The sequence below is a fragment of the Shewanella sp. P1-14-1 genome (assembly GCF_001401775.1).
Classification (GTDB): Bacteria; Pseudomonadota; Gammaproteobacteria; order Enterobacterales; family Shewanellaceae; genus Shewanella; species Shewanella japonica.
Genome location: NZ_LKTL01000006.1, coordinates 192,783 through 209,224, shown reverse-complemented (window position 1 = coordinate 209,224; position 16,442 = coordinate 192,783). Strand labels below are relative to the sequence as shown.

The window sequence follows — 16,442 nt, the reverse complement described above, 5'->3', positions numbered from 1 at the left end:
GGAGAGGGAGGGATTCGAACCCTCGATGGGAGTTAAAGCCCATACTCCCTTAGCAGGGGAGCGCCTTCGGCCACTCGGCCACCTCTCCGTTTTCTTGGGCGGTATATTACTGTTTGAAGAAAATAAGTCAAACCCTTTTTCAGAAACTATATTCATTTGAACTGTTTTTAATCACATTGCCGACATATGCCACAATATTTATCAATTCTTTTACCCGATTTTTGTTTTTATAGATAAAAACAATAAACCATCATTTTTGTAGCCGTCATCGTCATTCATTAAAATGAAGTAGATAAACCTGCCCATAAACTAAAAATCAGCTTATTTGAGAATAATTGTGTGCATAATGATTAGAGCAAATAAATGAAGATCGAAATAATTAGAGGGTTAGAACAACACTCAAGTCGTCAACGACTCAAAGATAAAAAAGAAGCGTCACAGCAATGATGATTAAAAACGCTTAAAAATGATTAAAGCAACAGCGATAGCTTCCATTGATCCAGCATTATTTACCATCCGAAAACAATAAAGCCAGCTTTCGCTGGCCTTATTCGTATAGCTAACAATTCTGATTTATCAGAAATTGCCCCCTTCTGGGGTCGTATTGCCAGATTTTTCTGACTGGATACGTTGGTAAATTTCTTCACGATGAACTGATACTTCTTTAGGTGCGTTTACACCGATACGTACCTGATTACCTTTTACGCCAAGCACAGTAACTGTAACTTCATCACCTATCATTAATGTTTCGCCTACACGGCGAGTCAAAATCAGCATTCGATTGCTCCTTTAGTCCAATCAGCATACACCAGCTTCTATCCGTAATATGCGCGTTTTAATATAGTTAGCTTAATACAAATCATTAGTAACGACACTAAATCAATAAAATTTTTAAGCTTTTTACTGTAAAAAATCAAAAAATAAAGAAATTCGGTATTTTTAAAGTCCGATTGTTTCAAGCTGTTAACATTTGACGTTCATTCTTTAGACAAAGCTAAAACAGAACCTTCAAAACAATTTGTCGCTTTCATAACCAAATAAGCATAAAAAACTATACTTACATGATTTTCAGTGCGTTAAATCTGTTTTTATTCAAAAATGTGGTTTCGTAATACCGCTGTCATTATTACGTTTCTACTATGCCAAACCTTGAACAATCACTCAAGCCATAAAGCAACTAACAATCACTGGTAAATCAATCACATCTTTACCCGCTATCAATATTAGATGCTTTATGTTCATTGCTCTATGAGAGTGACTTTAATCTTAATTAACCGTTAGCCTAAACGCTCTGTTAACCAAGGTTGAACTAATGCTAATGCATCATCAAGTTTCTCTGGTTGCGTACCGCCAGCTTGAGCCATATCAGGACGACCACCGCCTTTACCACCAACTTGCTGAGCGACCATAGCAACAAGCTCACCAGCCTTCACTTTACCGACTAAATCTTTACTCACACCAGCAATAAGATTTACTTTACCTTCATTAGCAATACCAAGCACAATAATGGCTGAGTTTAGCTTCTGCTTAAGCTCATCTTGTAAACCACGTAATGATTTAGGATCAACGCCTTCAAGCTTTTTAACTAGAACTTTTACGCCGTTTAGTTCAATGGCTTCACCAGCAATATCTGCACTAGCTGCAGCAGCTAACTTATCTTTTAGCTGCGACATTTCTTTTTCTAGTTGCTTCACTTTATCAAGTTGCGCTTTAAGCTTAGCAACAACTGAAGCTGAGTCAGACTTTAACAATGAAGCCGCTTTATCAAGTTGTGCTTGCTGTTCAGCAACATACTCCATTGCCGCAGCGCCAGTCACCGCTTCAATACGACGAATACCCGCCGCAATACCGCCTTCAGAAGTGATTTTGAATAAACCAATATCACCTGTACGGCCAACATGTGTACCACCACAGAGTTCAATCGAGAAATCACCCATAGTCACAACGCGTACTTCACTGTCGTACTTTTCACCAAACAAAGCCATAGCGCCCTGCTCTTTTGCCTCATCAATACCCATCACAGCAGTTTTTAGCTGATGGTTACGACGGATTTGGGTATTAACCATATCTTCTACTTGCTTGAGCTCTGCAGCAGTTACGGCTTCGAAGTGCGCAAAGTCAAAACGTAAACGCTCAGGGTTAACTAAAGATCCCTTTTGATTTACGTGAGTACCTAAAACATTACGAAGGGCGGCATGTAATAAGTGAGTCACCGAGTGATTTAACTGTGTACGGTGACGTAATTTCTTATCCACTTCTGCAGTGACTTTTTGGCCTACAGTCAATGTACCTGCTGTTAACTTACCTTCGTGACCAAATGCTTGACCGAAGATTTGCGTATCAGCAACTTCAAAAACATTTTCGCCAATTGAAAGTAAGCCTTTATCACCTACCTGACCACCTGACTCAGCATAAAAAGGCGTGTTATCTAATACGATTACCGCTTCTTGACCTGCTGCTAACGTCTCGACTGATTCACCACCAACATAAATTGCAGAAACACTGCCTTCACCGTTTAATTCGGTGTAACCACAAAACTCAGTTTCACCTTCGATTTTAAGACCAGTATTATAATCAGTACCAAAATTACCAGCAGCTTGTGCACGGCTTCTTTGCTCAGCCATCGCAGCTTCGAAACCGGCTTCATCAACGGTAATATCACGTTCACGACAGACGTCAGCTGTAAGATCCACTGGGAAACCATAGGTATCGTAAAGTTTAAAGGCTGTTTCACCATCTAAAACGTTAGTATCTAACTCGTTTAACGCAGCATCTAAAATACCTAAGCCACGCTCTAGTGTTCTGGCAAATTGTTCTTCTTCAGCTTTTAATGATTTTTCAATAATAGCTTTAGCTTCAACCAAACTTTTACCCGCATCGCCCATGACTTCAATCAGGGTAGGCAGTAATTTAAAGAAGAACGTATCGGTTGCACCTAACTTATTTCCGTGGCGCACTGCACGACGAATGATACGACGCAATACATAACCACGGCCTTCATTCGACGGCATCACACCATCAGCAATTAAGAATGAACAAGAACGAATATGGTCAGCAATTACGCGCAGTGATTTATTTTCTAAATCTTCAACCCCAATAATTTCCGCCGCTTTTTTGATTAACGCTTGGAAAATATCAATTTCGTAGTTTGAGTGTACGCCTTGCATGATAGCTGCAATACGCTCAATTCCCATACCTGTATCGACTGAAGGTTTTGGTAGCGGTTTCATTTCACCGTCAGCTTGACGGTTGTACTGCATGAAAACGATATTCCAGATTTCAATGAAGCGATCGCCATCTTCTTCTGGTGTACCAGGGCGGCCGCCCCAAATGTGCTCGCCATGATCATAAAAGATCTCTGAACATGGACCACAAGGACCTGTATCACCCATTTGCCAGAAGTTGTCAGAGGCATAAGGAGCGCCTTTGTTATCACCAATACGAATAATATTTTCAGCAGCAACACCGATTTTCTTATTCCAGATTTCAAAGGCTTCGTCATCAGTATCGTAAATAGTGACACAAAGTTTTTCTGTTGGTAATTTCAGTGTTTGGGTTAAAAAGTTCCACGCATATGAAATGGCTTCTTCTTTAAAGTAATCACCAAAACTAAAGTTACCTAACATTTCAAAGAAAGTATGGTGACGGGCGGTGTAACCTACATTATCTAAGTCATTATGCTTACCACCAGCACGGACACAACGTTGCGATGTCGTTGCACGTGAATAACCACGATTTTCCAATCCTAGAAAAGCTTCTTTAAATTGGTTCATACCCGCATTTGTAAATAATAACGTTGGATCGTTATGTGGTACTAACGAGCTACTGTCGACAACTTGGTGTCCGTTGTTACCAAAATACGCTAAAAATGCGCTTCTTAATTCTGTGGTGGTCTGAAACATGAAATCGCCCTAAATGGATAAATTCTATTTATCATGAAGCTGAATATCAGCTTTAAATTGGCAACATTATATACTTAAACAAACTGAAGGTGCGAGATCCAAGCGTATTTAGATTAGCGATTTTCTTGCTATGAGGGGCGATTACTGTAATCGGTTAATTGGTTTTTAATAATCTGTGCCGTAATACGAGCTAAATGACGTCTTTAATGAAGTCATATCTTTATGCGCGGCGTTCGATCACATATGCCAATGAATAGAGCACTCACAAAGAAATCGCGGCCGACTCATGTCGACCGCGATAGTTATTTTCATTACTGTTAAAACGTGATTAGAACACTTCACCTGTTTCTAAATCGATGTTTTCATCCGACTCAGCTGGTGCCGCTTCTTTTTCAGTGCTTAATAGCATTTGACGTAAATTTGCTTCAATTTCTTCAGCTACAGCAGGGTTTTCAACTAGGTATTTACCCGCATTTGCACGGCCTTGACCAATCTTGTTGCCTTGGTAGCTGTACCAAGCACCAGCTTTCTCAACCAGCTTGTGTGCTACACCTAAATCAACGAGCTCACCAGTACGGTTAATACCTTTACCGTAAAGAATTTGGAATTCAGCTTGTCTAAATGGCGCTGCAATTTTATTTTTAACAACCTTTACTCGAGTCTCGTTACCTACGACAGCATCGCCGTCTTTAATCGCACCTGTACGACGAATATCTAAACGTACAGAAGCGTAGAATTTAAGTGCATTACCACCCGTTGTGGTTTCAGGGTTACCAAACATAACACCAATTTTCATACGAATTTGGTTAATGAAAATAAGTAGCGTATTTGACTGTTTTAAGTTACCTGCAAGCTTACGCATTGCTTGGCTCATCATACGTGCGGCAAGGCCCATATGAGAATCACCAATTTCACCTTCAATTTCAGCTTTTGGTGTTAATGCTGCAACAGAATCGACAATGATTACATCAACAGCACCTGAACGTGTTAGCGCATCACAGATTTCAAGCGCTTGCTCACCAGTATCAGGTTGTGAACATAATAGGTTATCAATATCGACACCTAGATTTTTTGCATAGATAGGGTCTAGAGCATGCTCAGCATCAATAAACGCACACGTTTTGCCTTCACGTTGTGCTGCAGCAATAACTTCAAGTGTTAACGTTGTTTTACCCGATGATTCTGGACCGTAAATTTCAACGATACGTCCCATTGGTAAACCACCAGCACCTAAGGCAACATCCAACGAAAGCGAACCTGTAGAAATGGTTTCAACATCCATTGTGCGATCAGCGCCCAACTTCATGATTGAACCTTTACCAAATTGCTTTTCAATTTGACCTAATACAGCATTCAGCGCTTTCTCTTTATTTGGATCTGCTTTCATTCTCTTTATCCCTTTAAGGTGACTCAGTTCGAATAACGAACTTGGTAACGAATAAATTTGTCTGTTTCGTAATATGAGCTCAGTATACTGTATAATCATACAGTATCAATAGTTACTGTATAATTTTTTTCCTTTTTTTTACCTTACTATTATTTACACATTAAAAATCATACAGTTAATAACGAAAATATATTAATAACGATAAATAGTAGACAAACAAAACCACTGTATACAGTACTTCTAGGTTGGGTAAATACCTGAGTTTACAACAATAAGTATTGTTCAAAAAATCAGTAAACAAGGGCAAGACGGCATAGCATCGTTGCGATTCTATTGGGTATCAAATCAATTGTTGTTAAGATGACCGCCTATATTGACCCAGACTTAGCCTAATTCAAAATAAAGTAAGAGCAATCACTTAATGACCGTAAATGAAGACCCAAATTTAGAAAAGCACACTCCCATGATGCGCCAGTATTTAACGCTGAAAGCACAGCATCCTGAAATGCTGTTGTTTTATCGTATGGGAGACTTTTATGAATTATTTTATGAAGACGCTAAGCTGGCATCTGAACTGTTAGGTATCTCATTAACTGCACGTGGGAAAAGTGGTGGTAACGCGATTCCCATGGCAGGACTTCCCTACCACGCCGTTGAAGGTTACCTCGCAAAATTGGTTCAAATTGGTCAATCTGTCGCTATTTGTGAACAAGTCGGTGACCCTGCTACAAGCAAAGGACCTGTTGAGCGTAAAGTTGTAAGAATTGTTACCCCAGGTACCTTAACCGACGAAGCCTTACTACAAGAAAAGCAGGATAACTTACTTGCTGCGGTATATCAGGGTAAGAGTGGATTTGGCTACGCGACTTTAGATGTTTCGTCTGGTCGATTTGTTATTGTTGAACTTGAAAATGAAGAAACACTGGAAGCTGAACTGCAACGTACCAGTCCTGCAGAATTGCTCTACAGTGAAGATTTACTTGACCGCCAATTAATTGAAAATCGCAAAGGCATACGTCGAAGACCTGAATGGGAGTTTGATTACGATACCAGTATTCAATTACTTCTAGAGCAATTTGGTACCAAAGATCTTCATGGATTTGGTATTACAAATGCTAGGCTTTCGCTACAAGCAGCTGGCTGCTTAATGCAATATGTCAAAGACACACAAAAAACAGCTTTGCCTCATATTAATAGCATTACCATGTTTAATCAGGCTGATACTATCATTCTTGATGCCGCCACCCGCCGAAACTTAGAACTTACTATTAATTTATCTGGTTCACGTGATAATACCTTAGCTTGGGTACTCGATAAGACAGCGACGCCGATGGGAAGTCGTATGTTGCAGCGATGGATCCACCAACCGCTGCGTGACCAACAGCATATTAGCCAAAGGCAACAAGCAGTTGCTGAGTTAATTGATACGGGGTTATATGCAGACTTACACCAGCAATTAAAAGCCCTTGGCGATATCGAACGTATCATGGCGAGGCTAGCTATTCGCAGCGCACGCCCACGAGATTTTGCCCGTCTTCGCCAGGCGTTGGCTTTATTACCTGAAATTCAGCAAACTTTAGGTCACTGCCAACAAAGTGAACTCCAACGTCTAGCCAATTTATTAGGCGAGTTTCCAGAGCAGCAACAGCTATTGGAAAATGCGATTGTCGATAATCCGCCTATGCTTATCCGTGATGGCGGCGTAATTAAAGCGGGTTACAACGCACAACTAGATGAATGGCGTGGCCTAAGTGAAGGGGCATCTGATTATCTAGTACAATTAGAAAACCGTGAAAAAGAACAAACAGGCATCAATACCTTAAAGGTCGGCTACAACCGGGTTCACGGCTACTATATCGAAGTGAGTCGCTTACAATCAGATCAAGTTCCTTTGAGCTATCAGCGTCGTCAAACACTAAAGAATACCGAACGCTACATCACACCAGAGTTAAAAGAATACGAAGAGAAAGTGCTATCTAGTCAAGGAAAGGCATTAGCAATTGAAAAGCAGCTTTGGGAAGAGTTATTTGATTTACTTTTACCTAAATTGCATGAACTACAACTGTTTGCCCAAGCTGCATCCGAATTAGATGTGCTAAGCAACTTTGCAGAGCGAGCTGAAACACTGGATTATCATTGTCCAGAAATCAGTAATGACATTGGTATTCATATCGAGTCTGGCCGTCATCCTGTGGTCGAATTAGTTAGCCAAACACCATTTATTGCCAACCCAGTCACCCTCGCACCTAAGCGAAGAATGCTTATCGTAACGGGGCCCAATATGGGGGGTAAGTCGACTTATATGCGTCAGGTTGCGTTAATCACGCTTATGGCTCATATAGGTAGCTTTGTACCTGCACAAAAAGCAATTATCGGCCCTGTAGATCGAATATTTACACGTATCGGCGCCTCTGACGATCTCGCTTCTGGACGTTCTACTTTTATGGTCGAAATGACAGAAACCGCTAACATTCTTCATAATGCTACAGAGAAAAGTTTAGTTTTAATGGATGAAATCGGTCGAGGTACTTCGACCTATGACGGTTTATCTCTAGCTTGGTCAGCAGCAGAGTATTTAGCTGAAAAAGTGGCTGCATTAACCTTGTTTGCAACCCACTATTTTGAGCTAACACAATTGCCAGAACAGATTAATGGAACCGCTAACGTGCATTTAGATGCCGTCGAGCACGGGGACACAATTGCCTTTATGCATGCTGTTCAAGAGGGCGCTGCGAGTAAAAGTTATGGCTTACAAGTTGCTTCACTAGCAGGGGTACCAGCCCACGTCATCAAAGCGGCGAAACAAAAACTGCATATGCTTGAAAGTCGTGACTTTGCTAATAACAATCAAGTACCGATTCAAGAAGCATTAAATCTGACATTACCTGAACCCCAGTCATCTGCTGCAACAGACAAGTTAGCTCAGATAAATCCAGACAATTTAACGCCTAAACAGGCTTTAGATATGTTGTATGAACTTAAAAGGCTAGCTCAGCTTTAATACATCTATTTATAGACTCAGTACAAGAAACGCTGCGATGTTTTCGCAGCGTTTTTTTATTCACTAACAGTATTGAGTATAGCCTGCTCACTTCTCTAATGATTTTAGACTACTCGTATCAACTCCTTTCATGACTTCTCGCTCTAATGCATGTTGCTCAGCTAACTCATTACTCTTGGTCTGTTGCTGTAATTTCTGTTGCTCGATGCTCATTCTTACTTGGCGCTGTATTGATTCTTGCTCAGTTTCACACTGTCTAAATCCATCAGTCCAGCCTTGAGCATAATCCTGCTCCTGATTAAAGCGATTGACATCTTTTTTAAACTCATCAAACAAACTTCCGCCAGCCTTGTTACCGCTATCGCACCCATCCTGAAAACCATCGGCATAAGCTAGGGGATAACCTTGTTCTATCATTGTGTCTCTTGTGCTTTGACAACCAGTCAATATCACAACACATACAATACTGATAAAACTAATGACATTTTTATTCATTGTTTCTTATTCCTCGTTTTCAACAGACAATAAAAAAGGACATGATTAATGTCCTTATTCACTGAAAGCATACTAAAGCTTATTCCTACAAATTAGCTTCTGAATAACGCTTCAACTGACAAGCCTTGTGCACCTAAAACATCTTTCAATCGTTTTAAAGCTTCAACTTGGATCTGGCGGACACGTTCACGCGTTAGGCCAATCTCAGCACCCACATTTTCTAATGTAGAAGGCTCATAACCTAATAAACCAAAACGTCTCGCGAGCACTTCTCTTTGCTTAGTATTTAGCTCATTTAGCCAACCTACTATCGAATTTGATAGATCTTCATCCTGTACTTTGTAATCAGGTCCAACCGAATCATCATCAGCAATGACATCTAATAAGGCTTTATCATTTTCGCCGCCTAATGGCGTATCTACAGAAGTGATTTTTTCGTTTAGCTTTAACATGCGGCTTACATCGCTAGTAGAAACATCTAACGTATCTGCGATTTCTTCAGCCGTGGGCTCATGATCTAATTTTTGAGCCAATTGTCTTGCGGTACGAAGGTACACGTTAAGCTCTTTAACGACATGAATAGGTAAACGAATGGTGCGAGTTTGATTCATGATAGCGCGCTCAATGGTCTGTCTTATCCACCATGTCGCATAAGTTGAAAAACGAAAGCCTCGCTCTGGGTCAAATTTTTCGACCGCGCGAATAAGTCCTAGGTTACCTTCTTCAATAAGATCAAGTAACGCTAGTCCACGGTTGTTATACCTTCTGGCAATTTTAACAACTAAACGTAAGTTACTTTCTATCATGCGGTTACGAGATTTCTCGCAGCCTTTGAGTGCTTTACGTGAAAAGAAGACTTCTTCTTCTGCACTAAGCAAAGGGGAAAAACCAATCTCACCTAAATATAGTTGAGTGGCGTCAAGATTCTTTTGCAGATCATCTTGAACTTGTTGATCGATATCGGGTTGCTGTGCTGTTTTGGCTTTAGTTCCTGCCTTTAGTGCAACCTCTTCTGGTTGTTTAGCTAAATCCATAAGCTCTTCTGCTACTGCAGCGTTTTGTTTCTGGCTCATATGGTGCTCTCCCAAACCTGATAAAATTTAAGTATCTACTGCACTTGCCTATCCTCCGTTTTAATGTGAACTAAACAGTTAGCGTTTAGGTAAATAATTTAATGGGTTAACTGACTTACCATGGAGACGGATCTCAAAATGTAACATCACCTGGTTTGCCCCTGTGCTACCCATTTTTGCCACTGTCTGTCCTGCATTTACATATTGTTTTTCTTTGACCAATATTGCATCAGCATGGGCATATGCACTTAAAAAATCTTCGTTATGCTTAATAATGACTAAATTACCATATCCACGAAGTGCATTGCCGGCATAAACCACTCTTCCATCAGCTGCGGCTTTAATAATATCACCGCGAGAACCCGCAAGCTTAATGCCCTGATTCCCCTGCTGAGTGGTAGAGAAATACCCTATTATTCGACCTTTATTTGGCCAATTCCACTTACTTACTTTATCTGGTAAGCGTGAAACAGGATTTTTCGCTACTTGTACCGTTTTTTCTTGGGTAGTTTTTACAGAATACGCAGGCTTTGCTTTGTGATCAAGCTCTTTTTTTGTACTATTTTTATCAGCGCTAGTGCTAGCCTGTTTTGTAGCTGTAGTTTGTTTTGCCACAGGTTTCTTTGCAGGCTTAGGTTTACTGTTCGCTACAGCAACCGGTTTAGCTGACGTTTTGCTAGGTGTAGGCTGATAGAGTTTCAGCGTCTGCCCGGGGTAAATTGTGTAAGGTGCTTTGAGGCGATTATATTTAGCAATATCGCTAAAATCCTTGCCTGCCCCCCAAGAAATTGAATACAAAGTATCGCCACGTTTTACTTTGTAAGTGCCAGAGGTGATCGAGCCTTTATTGTATTTCGGCCCAGCAGAAGCCGAAATGCTACTCACAGGTGCTGGAGTATGAGCTTGAAAACTACAACCCGCAATTGAAAGCAATATGAAAGTGATGAAAACCCAATTGTGATACTTCAAGCATGTTCTCCAAAATGATAGGAAATATCACCCTAATTAAGCGAGTTCGCCATTAATTAATGGGACGAATTTTACTGCCTCAATAATCTGTGAACTGTACTCATTCCCGTGACGAGTAATTTTTAATAACTGCTGAGAGTCTTCTCCAACAGGGATCACTAACACACCGCCTTCTGATAACTGCATCAATAAAGCTTCTGGCACTGAAGCTGCAGCAGCAGTCACCATAATGGCATCAAAAGGAGCTTTGTTCTGCCACCCTTTCCAACCATCACCGTATTTAAAAGAAACGTTATGCAAATCTAAACGCTTTAATCGCTGCCGAGCTTGAATTTGCAACGCTTTAATTCGTTCAATAGTACACAATTGGGGCACTAACTGAGCCAATATCGCAGCTTGATATCCTGAACCTGTGCCAATCTCCAACACTTTGCTAGGATTATGTTGTAACAACAATTCAGTCATTCTTGCGACAATATAAGGCTGAGAAATCGTTTGTCCTTGCCCAATGGGTAAGGCGGTATTCTCATAAGCTTTATGCGCCAAAGCGCCATCTAAAAATAGCTCTCTTGGAGTATTAGACACGGCTTGTAAGACGGCATTATTACGAATCCCAGCTTCGTGTAACTTTCTCGCTAAATTAATGGCAACTGTTGAGGCTACCTGGCTCATAGTTTATTTATCCAGTTCTCTAAACCAGCAAGCTGATTATATGCAGTTAAGTCGACAGTTAACGGAGTGATTGAAACAAAACCTTGCTCTACAGTGCCAAAGTCAGTGTCATCACTCGCATCTTGTTCTTTACCTGGCGGGCCTAACCAGTATATATCTCGCCCTGCAGGATCTTGAGCTTTGATCATGCCTTCAGCTTTATGTCTCGAGCCTAGGCGAGTCACGCGTATGCCTTTGATTTCTTCTACAGGCAAGTCAGGGACGTTAACATTTAAAATTTGATCATTATTAATGGGGTGTTCAAGCAAGCCTTGTACAATTCTAGCCGCATAAATTGCAGCACTTTGATAATGTATCAGCTCTTTACCAACTAAAGACACAGCAATGGCAGGCAGTCCTAAAAAGCGCCCTTCCATCGCTGCTGCCACAGTGCCTGAATATAATGTGTCATCACCCATGTTTGCGCCTGCATTAATGCCAGATACGACAATATCGGGTTCATTATCACATAGCTCACGAATTGCTAAATGAACACAATCGGAAGGTGTGCCATTAACCGCAATATACCCATTATCTAAGTTATTAATTCTTAATGGGTTAGTCAAGGTCAAAGAATTACTCGCTGCAGAACAGTTACGATCAGGAGCGACCACTTTTACCTTCGCGATTTTAGCAAGTTCAACAGCAAGGGCTTTTATACCAGGAGCCGTTACTCCATCATCATTACTAACAAGTATATTAATCACTTTGTCGACTCTTGCGCTTTTTGTAGGTTTTCTGCTTGCATTTGTTGTTCTGCAACCCTTTGCTGACGTGCAACTTCCTGCACATCTTGATAATCCAATAACTCTCGCAAAACGGAAGTTGCATAGCTACCTGCAGGTAATATGAACTCTATGAGCAAGGTGTCTTGTTCAAAACGATATTTCAATGCTTGCGGTTTTAACAGCATAGGCCGTCTTTCTTGCTCTAATCCAGCTTGCTCTAACCCTTGTAGATCGTTTGTTAGTGCTATTAACGCAGCTTGCTCAACATTAGCAGCATCAGCTTGAGGGAGTATGCTACCTCTTCCCCATAACGGCGCCGATAACTGAATATCATTACTTGATAATCTTGCTAATGTTTCAGGATCCCATTTATCTGTCACAAAAAAACTTTTACTCCCCGCAAGCATGACGCAATCTCCTGTCAGAGGAGCAATACTATGATGGTTTAATCGATAAGACACCACTTGATTAAACACATTAGAGCGAACTGCCGAAAGATACATACTGCGCTTTTTTCGATCTTTTACTTTTTTTCCAGCTAGCATTTGCTGGCCAAAAATCAAATTCTTACCTTGATGGCCAAAGCGCTGTTCCCCAAAATAATTAGGGACACCAGTTTGCATTACCTGTTGAATACGTTTCTCAAACTCAGCCTTGTCACTGACATTGCGCAGGGTGAGTTCAAAACGATTTCCAAGTAATGCCCCAATACGCAATTTTTTACTATGGCGCTGACTAGATAATATGGTTAAGCGAGGGGTATTTTCTTTATTCGCTAAGTCAACTTCATTCGCCTTTGCATCATTATTATCTTGTGTTGAAAGAGACTGCCAGTCAGGGGTTTCTTTTCCCGGAATTCTGACTCCGAACCATTGCTCAGTAACGGCGTTTTTATCTTTTTGGCCCGCGTACGTCACTTCTTTTTGATGAACTTTAGCGAATTTAGCCAAGATTTCAGCCACCTGATTGGTATTCAAGCCCTCTTTACGCACATGGATCATATGATGCTCACCTTCACCTGTTGGACTGAAAGGGAGCATTTCTTTAACGATAAAATCACTGTTTACAGTACGTAAATCAGCTTTACATGCAGGCTTACCAAAAAGGTAATGTAACGAACTCATGATATTTTCTCTAACTCATTGGGGTTGTAAGTTGAACGGCACTTACAAGAAAACGGTTTAACTATTTTTGTGTCATTAATACAACTGACTCAACGGCTATACCTTCTTTGCGACCTGTAAAACCTAACTTTTCGGTCGTTGTCGCTTTAACATTAATATTCTCAACATGCGTCTCTAAATCAGTCGCAATACACTGACGAATGGCTTCAATATGAGGTAGCATTTTAGGCGCTTGAGCAATAATAGTGACATCAAGGTTGCCTACAATAAATTGCTTCTGCTTTGCCAGATTAAAGCAATGTCTTAATAAAACACGGCTATCAGCCCCTGCAAATTCAGCATCGGTGTCAGGAAAATGCTTACCGATATCTCCAAGCGCCATAGCGCCTAAAATCGCATCTGAAACAGCATGCAGCACAACATCACCATCTGAGTGAGCAATTAATCCCGTCTCATAAGGTACTGTGACACCGCCTAAAATAAGTGGCTTATCGCCACCAAACTTGTGTACGTCAAAACCATGTCCAATTCGTATATTCATCATTATCACTTTTCGTTAATGTTTATGCGTATAGGTTTATCAAGCTTATTTGCTGTTGATATGCGCTAAAAATAGCTTTGCAAGTTGCAGATCATCAGGGTGAGTCACTTTAATATTGTCAGCTCTACCGTTGACCAAGCCTGGGTTCACGCCAGCCCACTCCATTGCACTGGCTTCATCTGTAATCGTAATATTTTGCTCAAGTGCTGATGATAGATGTTGTTGCAACTGCCCTGCTGGGAATAGCTGTGGCGTCAATGCATGCCATAAATTATCTCTGCACACGGTTTCTGCAATTGACTGACTCGATGACTCACACCTTTTCATGGTATCTCTTACCGGCATAGCCAAAATAGCGCCTTGTGGAAATCGCTCTCGAGAAGACAGTAATTTATCGATATCAGTTTGGGTTAAACATGGCCTTGCTGCATCATGAACCAATGCCCATTTAGGCTGAGTGCTGTGATCATTTTTACAGATAGCGCTAAGAGCGGCGAGCACAGAATCAGCTCGTTCATCTCCGCCGATAACAGTTGTTATCTTTGGATGTTCAGCCTGAGACAATGTCTCAAAGAATCGATCGTCAGGATGCAAAGCAACAATGACTTCACTGATATCAGCATGAGCGATTAAGCTATCTAAGGTGTGGGCTAAAATACTTTGCTCACCAAGTGCTAAATACTGTTTAGGAATAGTGGCGCCCATTCTTGCGCCAATGCCAGCTGCCGGCACAATGGCAATCACATCTGATGTTACAGACTTCATCATTTTTTACTGACCAAAGGTAGAATTATTACGAGGGTTATTACCTACGACACGATAGAAAGTTTCTCCTTCCTTTACCATGCCTAGCTCATTGCGAGCACGTTCTTCAATTGCTTCAGTGCCACTTTTAAGATCAATAATCTCTTCTTTAAGCACGAGGTTTCTTGCAATAAGTTTATTATTACTTTCTTGTTGGCTGGCAATTTGCTTTTGCAAATTCATATACTGAGAAAGGTTGTTCTCGCCTAACCATAGTCGATACTGCAACAAGCCTACTAAGATAAAAAGTAATAGTAAAAGTCGTTTCATATAGTTGGTTTTCGGCGAAATTTAAAAATAATAGTAATGCTATAGTACAACAAAAAAGGCCACCTAGTGGTGACCTTTTTAAGATTTAGCTAAGATTTGAAATTAAGCTTGGCCTTTCACTTCTTTTAAACCGTTATAAGGTGCTTTTTCACCTAGTGCTTCTTCGATACGAAGTAGTTGGTTGTACTTAGCCACACGATCACTACGGCTTAATGAGCCCGTTTTAATTTGGCCTGCAGCAGTACCAACAGCTAAGTCTGCAATTGTTGCATCTTCTGTTTCACCACTACGGTGAGAAATAACGACAGTAAAGCCAGCATCTTTAGCCATTTTGATAGCAGCTAACGTTTCAGTTAACGAACCAATTTGGTTAAATTTGATTAAGATTGAGTTAGCAATACCGTTGTCGATACCGCGCTTCAAAATTTTAGTGTTTGTCACGAATAAATCGTCACCAACTAATTGGATTTTGTCACCTAACAATTTAGTTTGGTGTGCAAAACCGTCCCAATCAGACTCGTCAAGACCATCTTCAATTGAAACAATTGGGTATTCTTTCGTTAGATCTTGTAAGAAGTAGTTAAACTCTTCTGAAGTGAACTTTTTACCTTCACCTTTAAGGTCATAGATATTTGCTTCTTTGTCATAAAACTCAGATGCGGCACAGTCCATCGCTAGTGTGATGTCTTTACCTAACTCGTAACCAGCATTCGCTACAGCGACTTTAATTGCAGCTAATGCTGATGCATTAGATGGAAGGTTAGGTGCAAAACCACCTTCATCACCCACTGCAGTTGAATGACCGTCAGCTTTTAAGACTTTCGCTAGGCTATGGAATACTTCAGCACCCATGCGTAAACCTTCACGGAAATTAGCAGCGCCAACAGGCTGAATCATAAATTCTTGAATATCTACTGAGTTATCAGCATGCTCACCACCATTAATGATGTTCATCATTGGTAGTGGCATAGAGTAAACACCAGGCGTACCGTTTAAATCAGCGATATGAACGTATAAAGGCACTTTCTTTGATGCTGCAGCAGCTTTAGCCGCAGCTAAAGACACAGCTAAAATAGCGTTAGCACCAAATTTAGCTTTATTTTCAGTACCATCTAAGTCAATCATGATTTGGTCAAGTTCAGCTTGAGCCAATGCATCTTTACCTTTTAGTGCATCTGCAATTGGACCGTTTACCGCTTCAACTGCTTTTAAGACACCTTTACCTAAGTAACGTGCTTTGTCGCCGTCACGTAATTCTAATGCTTCACGTGAACCAGTAGATGCACCTGATGGTGCAGCAGCCATACCAAAAGAGCCATCATCAAGATGTACTTCAGCTTCTACTGTTGGGTTACCACGCGAATCCATGATTTCGCGACCAATGACGTTAATAATGTTAGCCATAATATCCTCGATATATGTAAGATAAAATTAAAA

14 protein-coding genes and 1 tRNA gene are annotated in these 16,442 nt (G+C 40.7%); 1 reads left to right on the top strand and 14 read right to left on the bottom strand.

Features of this window, described 5'->3' with window-relative positions:
- From AN944_RS06460 to recA, 4 genes are all read right to left on the bottom strand, one after another.
- Window positions 1-88: transfer RNA gene (locus tag AN944_RS06460), tRNA-Ser, on the bottom strand.
- Window positions 89-576: 488 nt separating this feature from the next.
- On the bottom strand, window positions 577-777 hold the full coding sequence (gene csrA, locus AN944_RS06455; protein WP_055023781.1) for a carbon storage regulator CsrA: 201 nt from the start codon (window positions 775-777) through the stop codon (window positions 577-579).
- A 500-nt stretch (window positions 778-1,277) separates the two neighbouring features.
- Entirely contained in the window at window positions 1,278-3,902 is a 2,625-nt protein-coding gene (gene alaS, locus AN944_RS06450) for an alanine--tRNA ligase (protein WP_055023780.1), read from the bottom strand.
- A 328-nt stretch (window positions 3,903-4,230) separates the two neighbouring features.
- Window positions 4,231-5,289, bottom strand: a complete 1,059-nt coding sequence (gene recA / locus AN944_RS06445) for a recombinase RecA (protein WP_055023779.1) — start codon at window positions 5,287-5,289, stop codon at window positions 4,231-4,233.
- A gap of 421 nt (window positions 5,290-5,710) precedes the next feature.
- Between recA and mutS the strand changes: the two genes are divergently transcribed.
- Entirely contained in the window at window positions 5,711-8,290 is a 2,580-nt protein-coding gene (gene mutS, locus AN944_RS06440) for a DNA mismatch repair protein MutS (protein WP_055023778.1), read from the top strand.
- Between the two features lie 87 nt (window positions 8,291-8,377).
- Here mutS and AN944_RS06435 read toward each other — a convergent pair whose 3' ends face one another.
- The 10 genes from AN944_RS06435 to eno all read right to left on the bottom strand — a co-directional run bounded on the left by AN944_RS06435 (window position 8,378) and on the right by eno (window position 16,409).
- The gene (locus tag AN944_RS06435) at window positions 8,378-8,785 is read right to left on the bottom strand and encodes a hypothetical protein (protein ID WP_055023777.1); all 408 of its coding nucleotides are present in this window, start codon (window positions 8,783-8,785) and stop codon (window positions 8,378-8,380) included.
- 92 nt (window positions 8,786-8,877) lie between these two features.
- Window positions 8,878-9,858, bottom strand: coding sequence for an RNA polymerase sigma factor RpoS (gene rpoS, locus AN944_RS06430; RefSeq protein WP_055023776.1), 981 nt, complete (start codon window positions 9,856-9,858; stop codon window positions 8,878-8,880).
- A 78-nt stretch (window positions 9,859-9,936) separates the two neighbouring features.
- Window positions 9,937-10,827: a peptidoglycan DD-metalloendopeptidase family protein gene (locus AN944_RS06425; RefSeq protein ID WP_055023775.1), complete on the bottom strand. Its 891-nt coding sequence runs from the start codon at window positions 10,825-10,827 to the stop codon at window positions 9,937-9,939.
- Between the two features lie 36 nt (window positions 10,828-10,863).
- On the bottom strand, window positions 10,864-11,499 hold the full coding sequence (locus AN944_RS06420) for a protein-L-isoaspartate(D-aspartate) O-methyltransferase (RefSeq protein WP_055023774.1): 636 nt from the start codon (window positions 11,497-11,499) through the stop codon (window positions 10,864-10,866).
- Window positions 11,496-12,245 (bottom strand): 5'/3'-nucleotidase SurE, encoded by a 750-nt coding sequence (gene surE, locus AN944_RS06415; RefSeq protein WP_055023773.1) that lies wholly within the window; start codon window positions 12,243-12,245, stop codon window positions 11,496-11,498. The genes AN944_RS06420 and surE overlap by 4 nt, the downstream gene beginning before the upstream one ends.
- Entirely contained in the window at window positions 12,242-13,390 is a 1,149-nt protein-coding gene (gene truD / locus AN944_RS06410) for a tRNA pseudouridine(13) synthase TruD (protein WP_055023772.1), read from the bottom strand. Before truD ends, surE begins: the two co-directional genes overlap by 4 nt.
- A 61-nt stretch (window positions 13,391-13,451) precedes the next feature.
- On the bottom strand, window positions 13,452-13,931 hold the full coding sequence (gene ispF, locus AN944_RS06405) for a 2-C-methyl-D-erythritol 2,4-cyclodiphosphate synthase (protein WP_055023771.1): 480 nt from the start codon (window positions 13,929-13,931) through the stop codon (window positions 13,452-13,454).
- A 45-nt stretch (window positions 13,932-13,976) separates the two neighbouring features.
- Window positions 13,977-14,699 carry a 2-C-methyl-D-erythritol 4-phosphate cytidylyltransferase gene (gene ispD, locus AN944_RS06400; RefSeq protein WP_055023770.1) on the bottom strand — a complete coding sequence of 241 codons (723 nt, stop codon included), beginning with the start codon at window positions 14,697-14,699 and terminating at the stop codon, window positions 13,977-13,979.
- 3 nt (window positions 14,700-14,702) lie between these two features.
- Window positions 14,703-15,005: a cell division protein FtsB gene (ftsB, locus tag AN944_RS06395; RefSeq protein WP_055023769.1), complete on the bottom strand. Its 303-nt coding sequence runs from the start codon at window positions 15,003-15,005 to the stop codon at window positions 14,703-14,705.
- Between the two features lie 102 nt (window positions 15,006-15,107).
- Window positions 15,108-16,409, bottom strand: a complete 1,302-nt coding sequence (gene eno / locus AN944_RS06390) for a phosphopyruvate hydratase (RefSeq protein WP_055023768.1) — start codon at window positions 16,407-16,409, stop codon at window positions 15,108-15,110.
- Between the last annotated feature and the right edge of the window lie 33 nt (window positions 16,410-16,442).

What these genes read in the sequence shown, in the direction of transcription:
- AN944_RS06420 (WP_055023774.1), bottom strand. Translation starts at nt 11,499, where the DNA reads ATGAGCCAGGTAGCCTCAACAGTTGCCATTAATTTAGCGAGAAAGTTA.
- csrA (WP_055023781.1), bottom strand. Translation starts at nt 777, where the DNA reads ATGCTGATTTTGACTCGCCGTGTAGGCGAAACATTAATGATAGGTGAT.
- truD (WP_055023772.1), bottom strand. Translation starts at nt 13,390, where the DNA reads ATGAGTTCGTTACATTACCTTTTTGGTAAGCCTGCATGTAAAGCTGAT.
- recA (WP_055023779.1), bottom strand. Translation starts at nt 5,289, where the DNA reads ATGAAAGCAGATCCAAATAAAGAGAAAGCGCTGAATGCTGTATTAGGT.
- eno (WP_055023768.1), bottom strand. Translation starts at nt 16,409, where the DNA reads ATGGCTAACATTATTAACGTCATTGGTCGCGAAATCATGGATTCGCGT.
- alaS (WP_055023780.1), bottom strand. Translation starts at nt 3,902, where the DNA reads ATGTTTCAGACCACCACAGAATTAAGAAGCGCATTTTTAGCGTATTTT.
- ispD (WP_055023770.1), bottom strand. Translation starts at nt 14,699, where the DNA reads ATGATGAAGTCTGTAACATCAGATGTGATTGCCATTGTGCCGGCAGCT.
- rpoS (WP_055023776.1), bottom strand. Translation starts at nt 9,858, where the DNA reads ATGAGCCAGAAACAAAACGCTGCAGTAGCAGAAGAGCTTATGGATTTA.
- ispF (WP_055023771.1), bottom strand. Translation starts at nt 13,931, where the DNA reads ATGAATATACGAATTGGACATGGTTTTGACGTACACAAGTTTGGTGGC.
- ftsB (WP_055023769.1), bottom strand. Translation starts at nt 15,005, where the DNA reads ATGAAACGACTTTTACTATTACTTTTTATCTTAGTAGGCTTGTTGCAG.
- mutS (WP_055023778.1), top strand. Translation starts at nt 5,711, where the DNA reads ATGACCGTAAATGAAGACCCAAATTTAGAAAAGCACACTCCCATGATG.
- AN944_RS06435 (WP_055023777.1), bottom strand. Translation starts at nt 8,785, where the DNA reads ATGAATAAAAATGTCATTAGTTTTATCAGTATTGTATGTGTTGTGATA.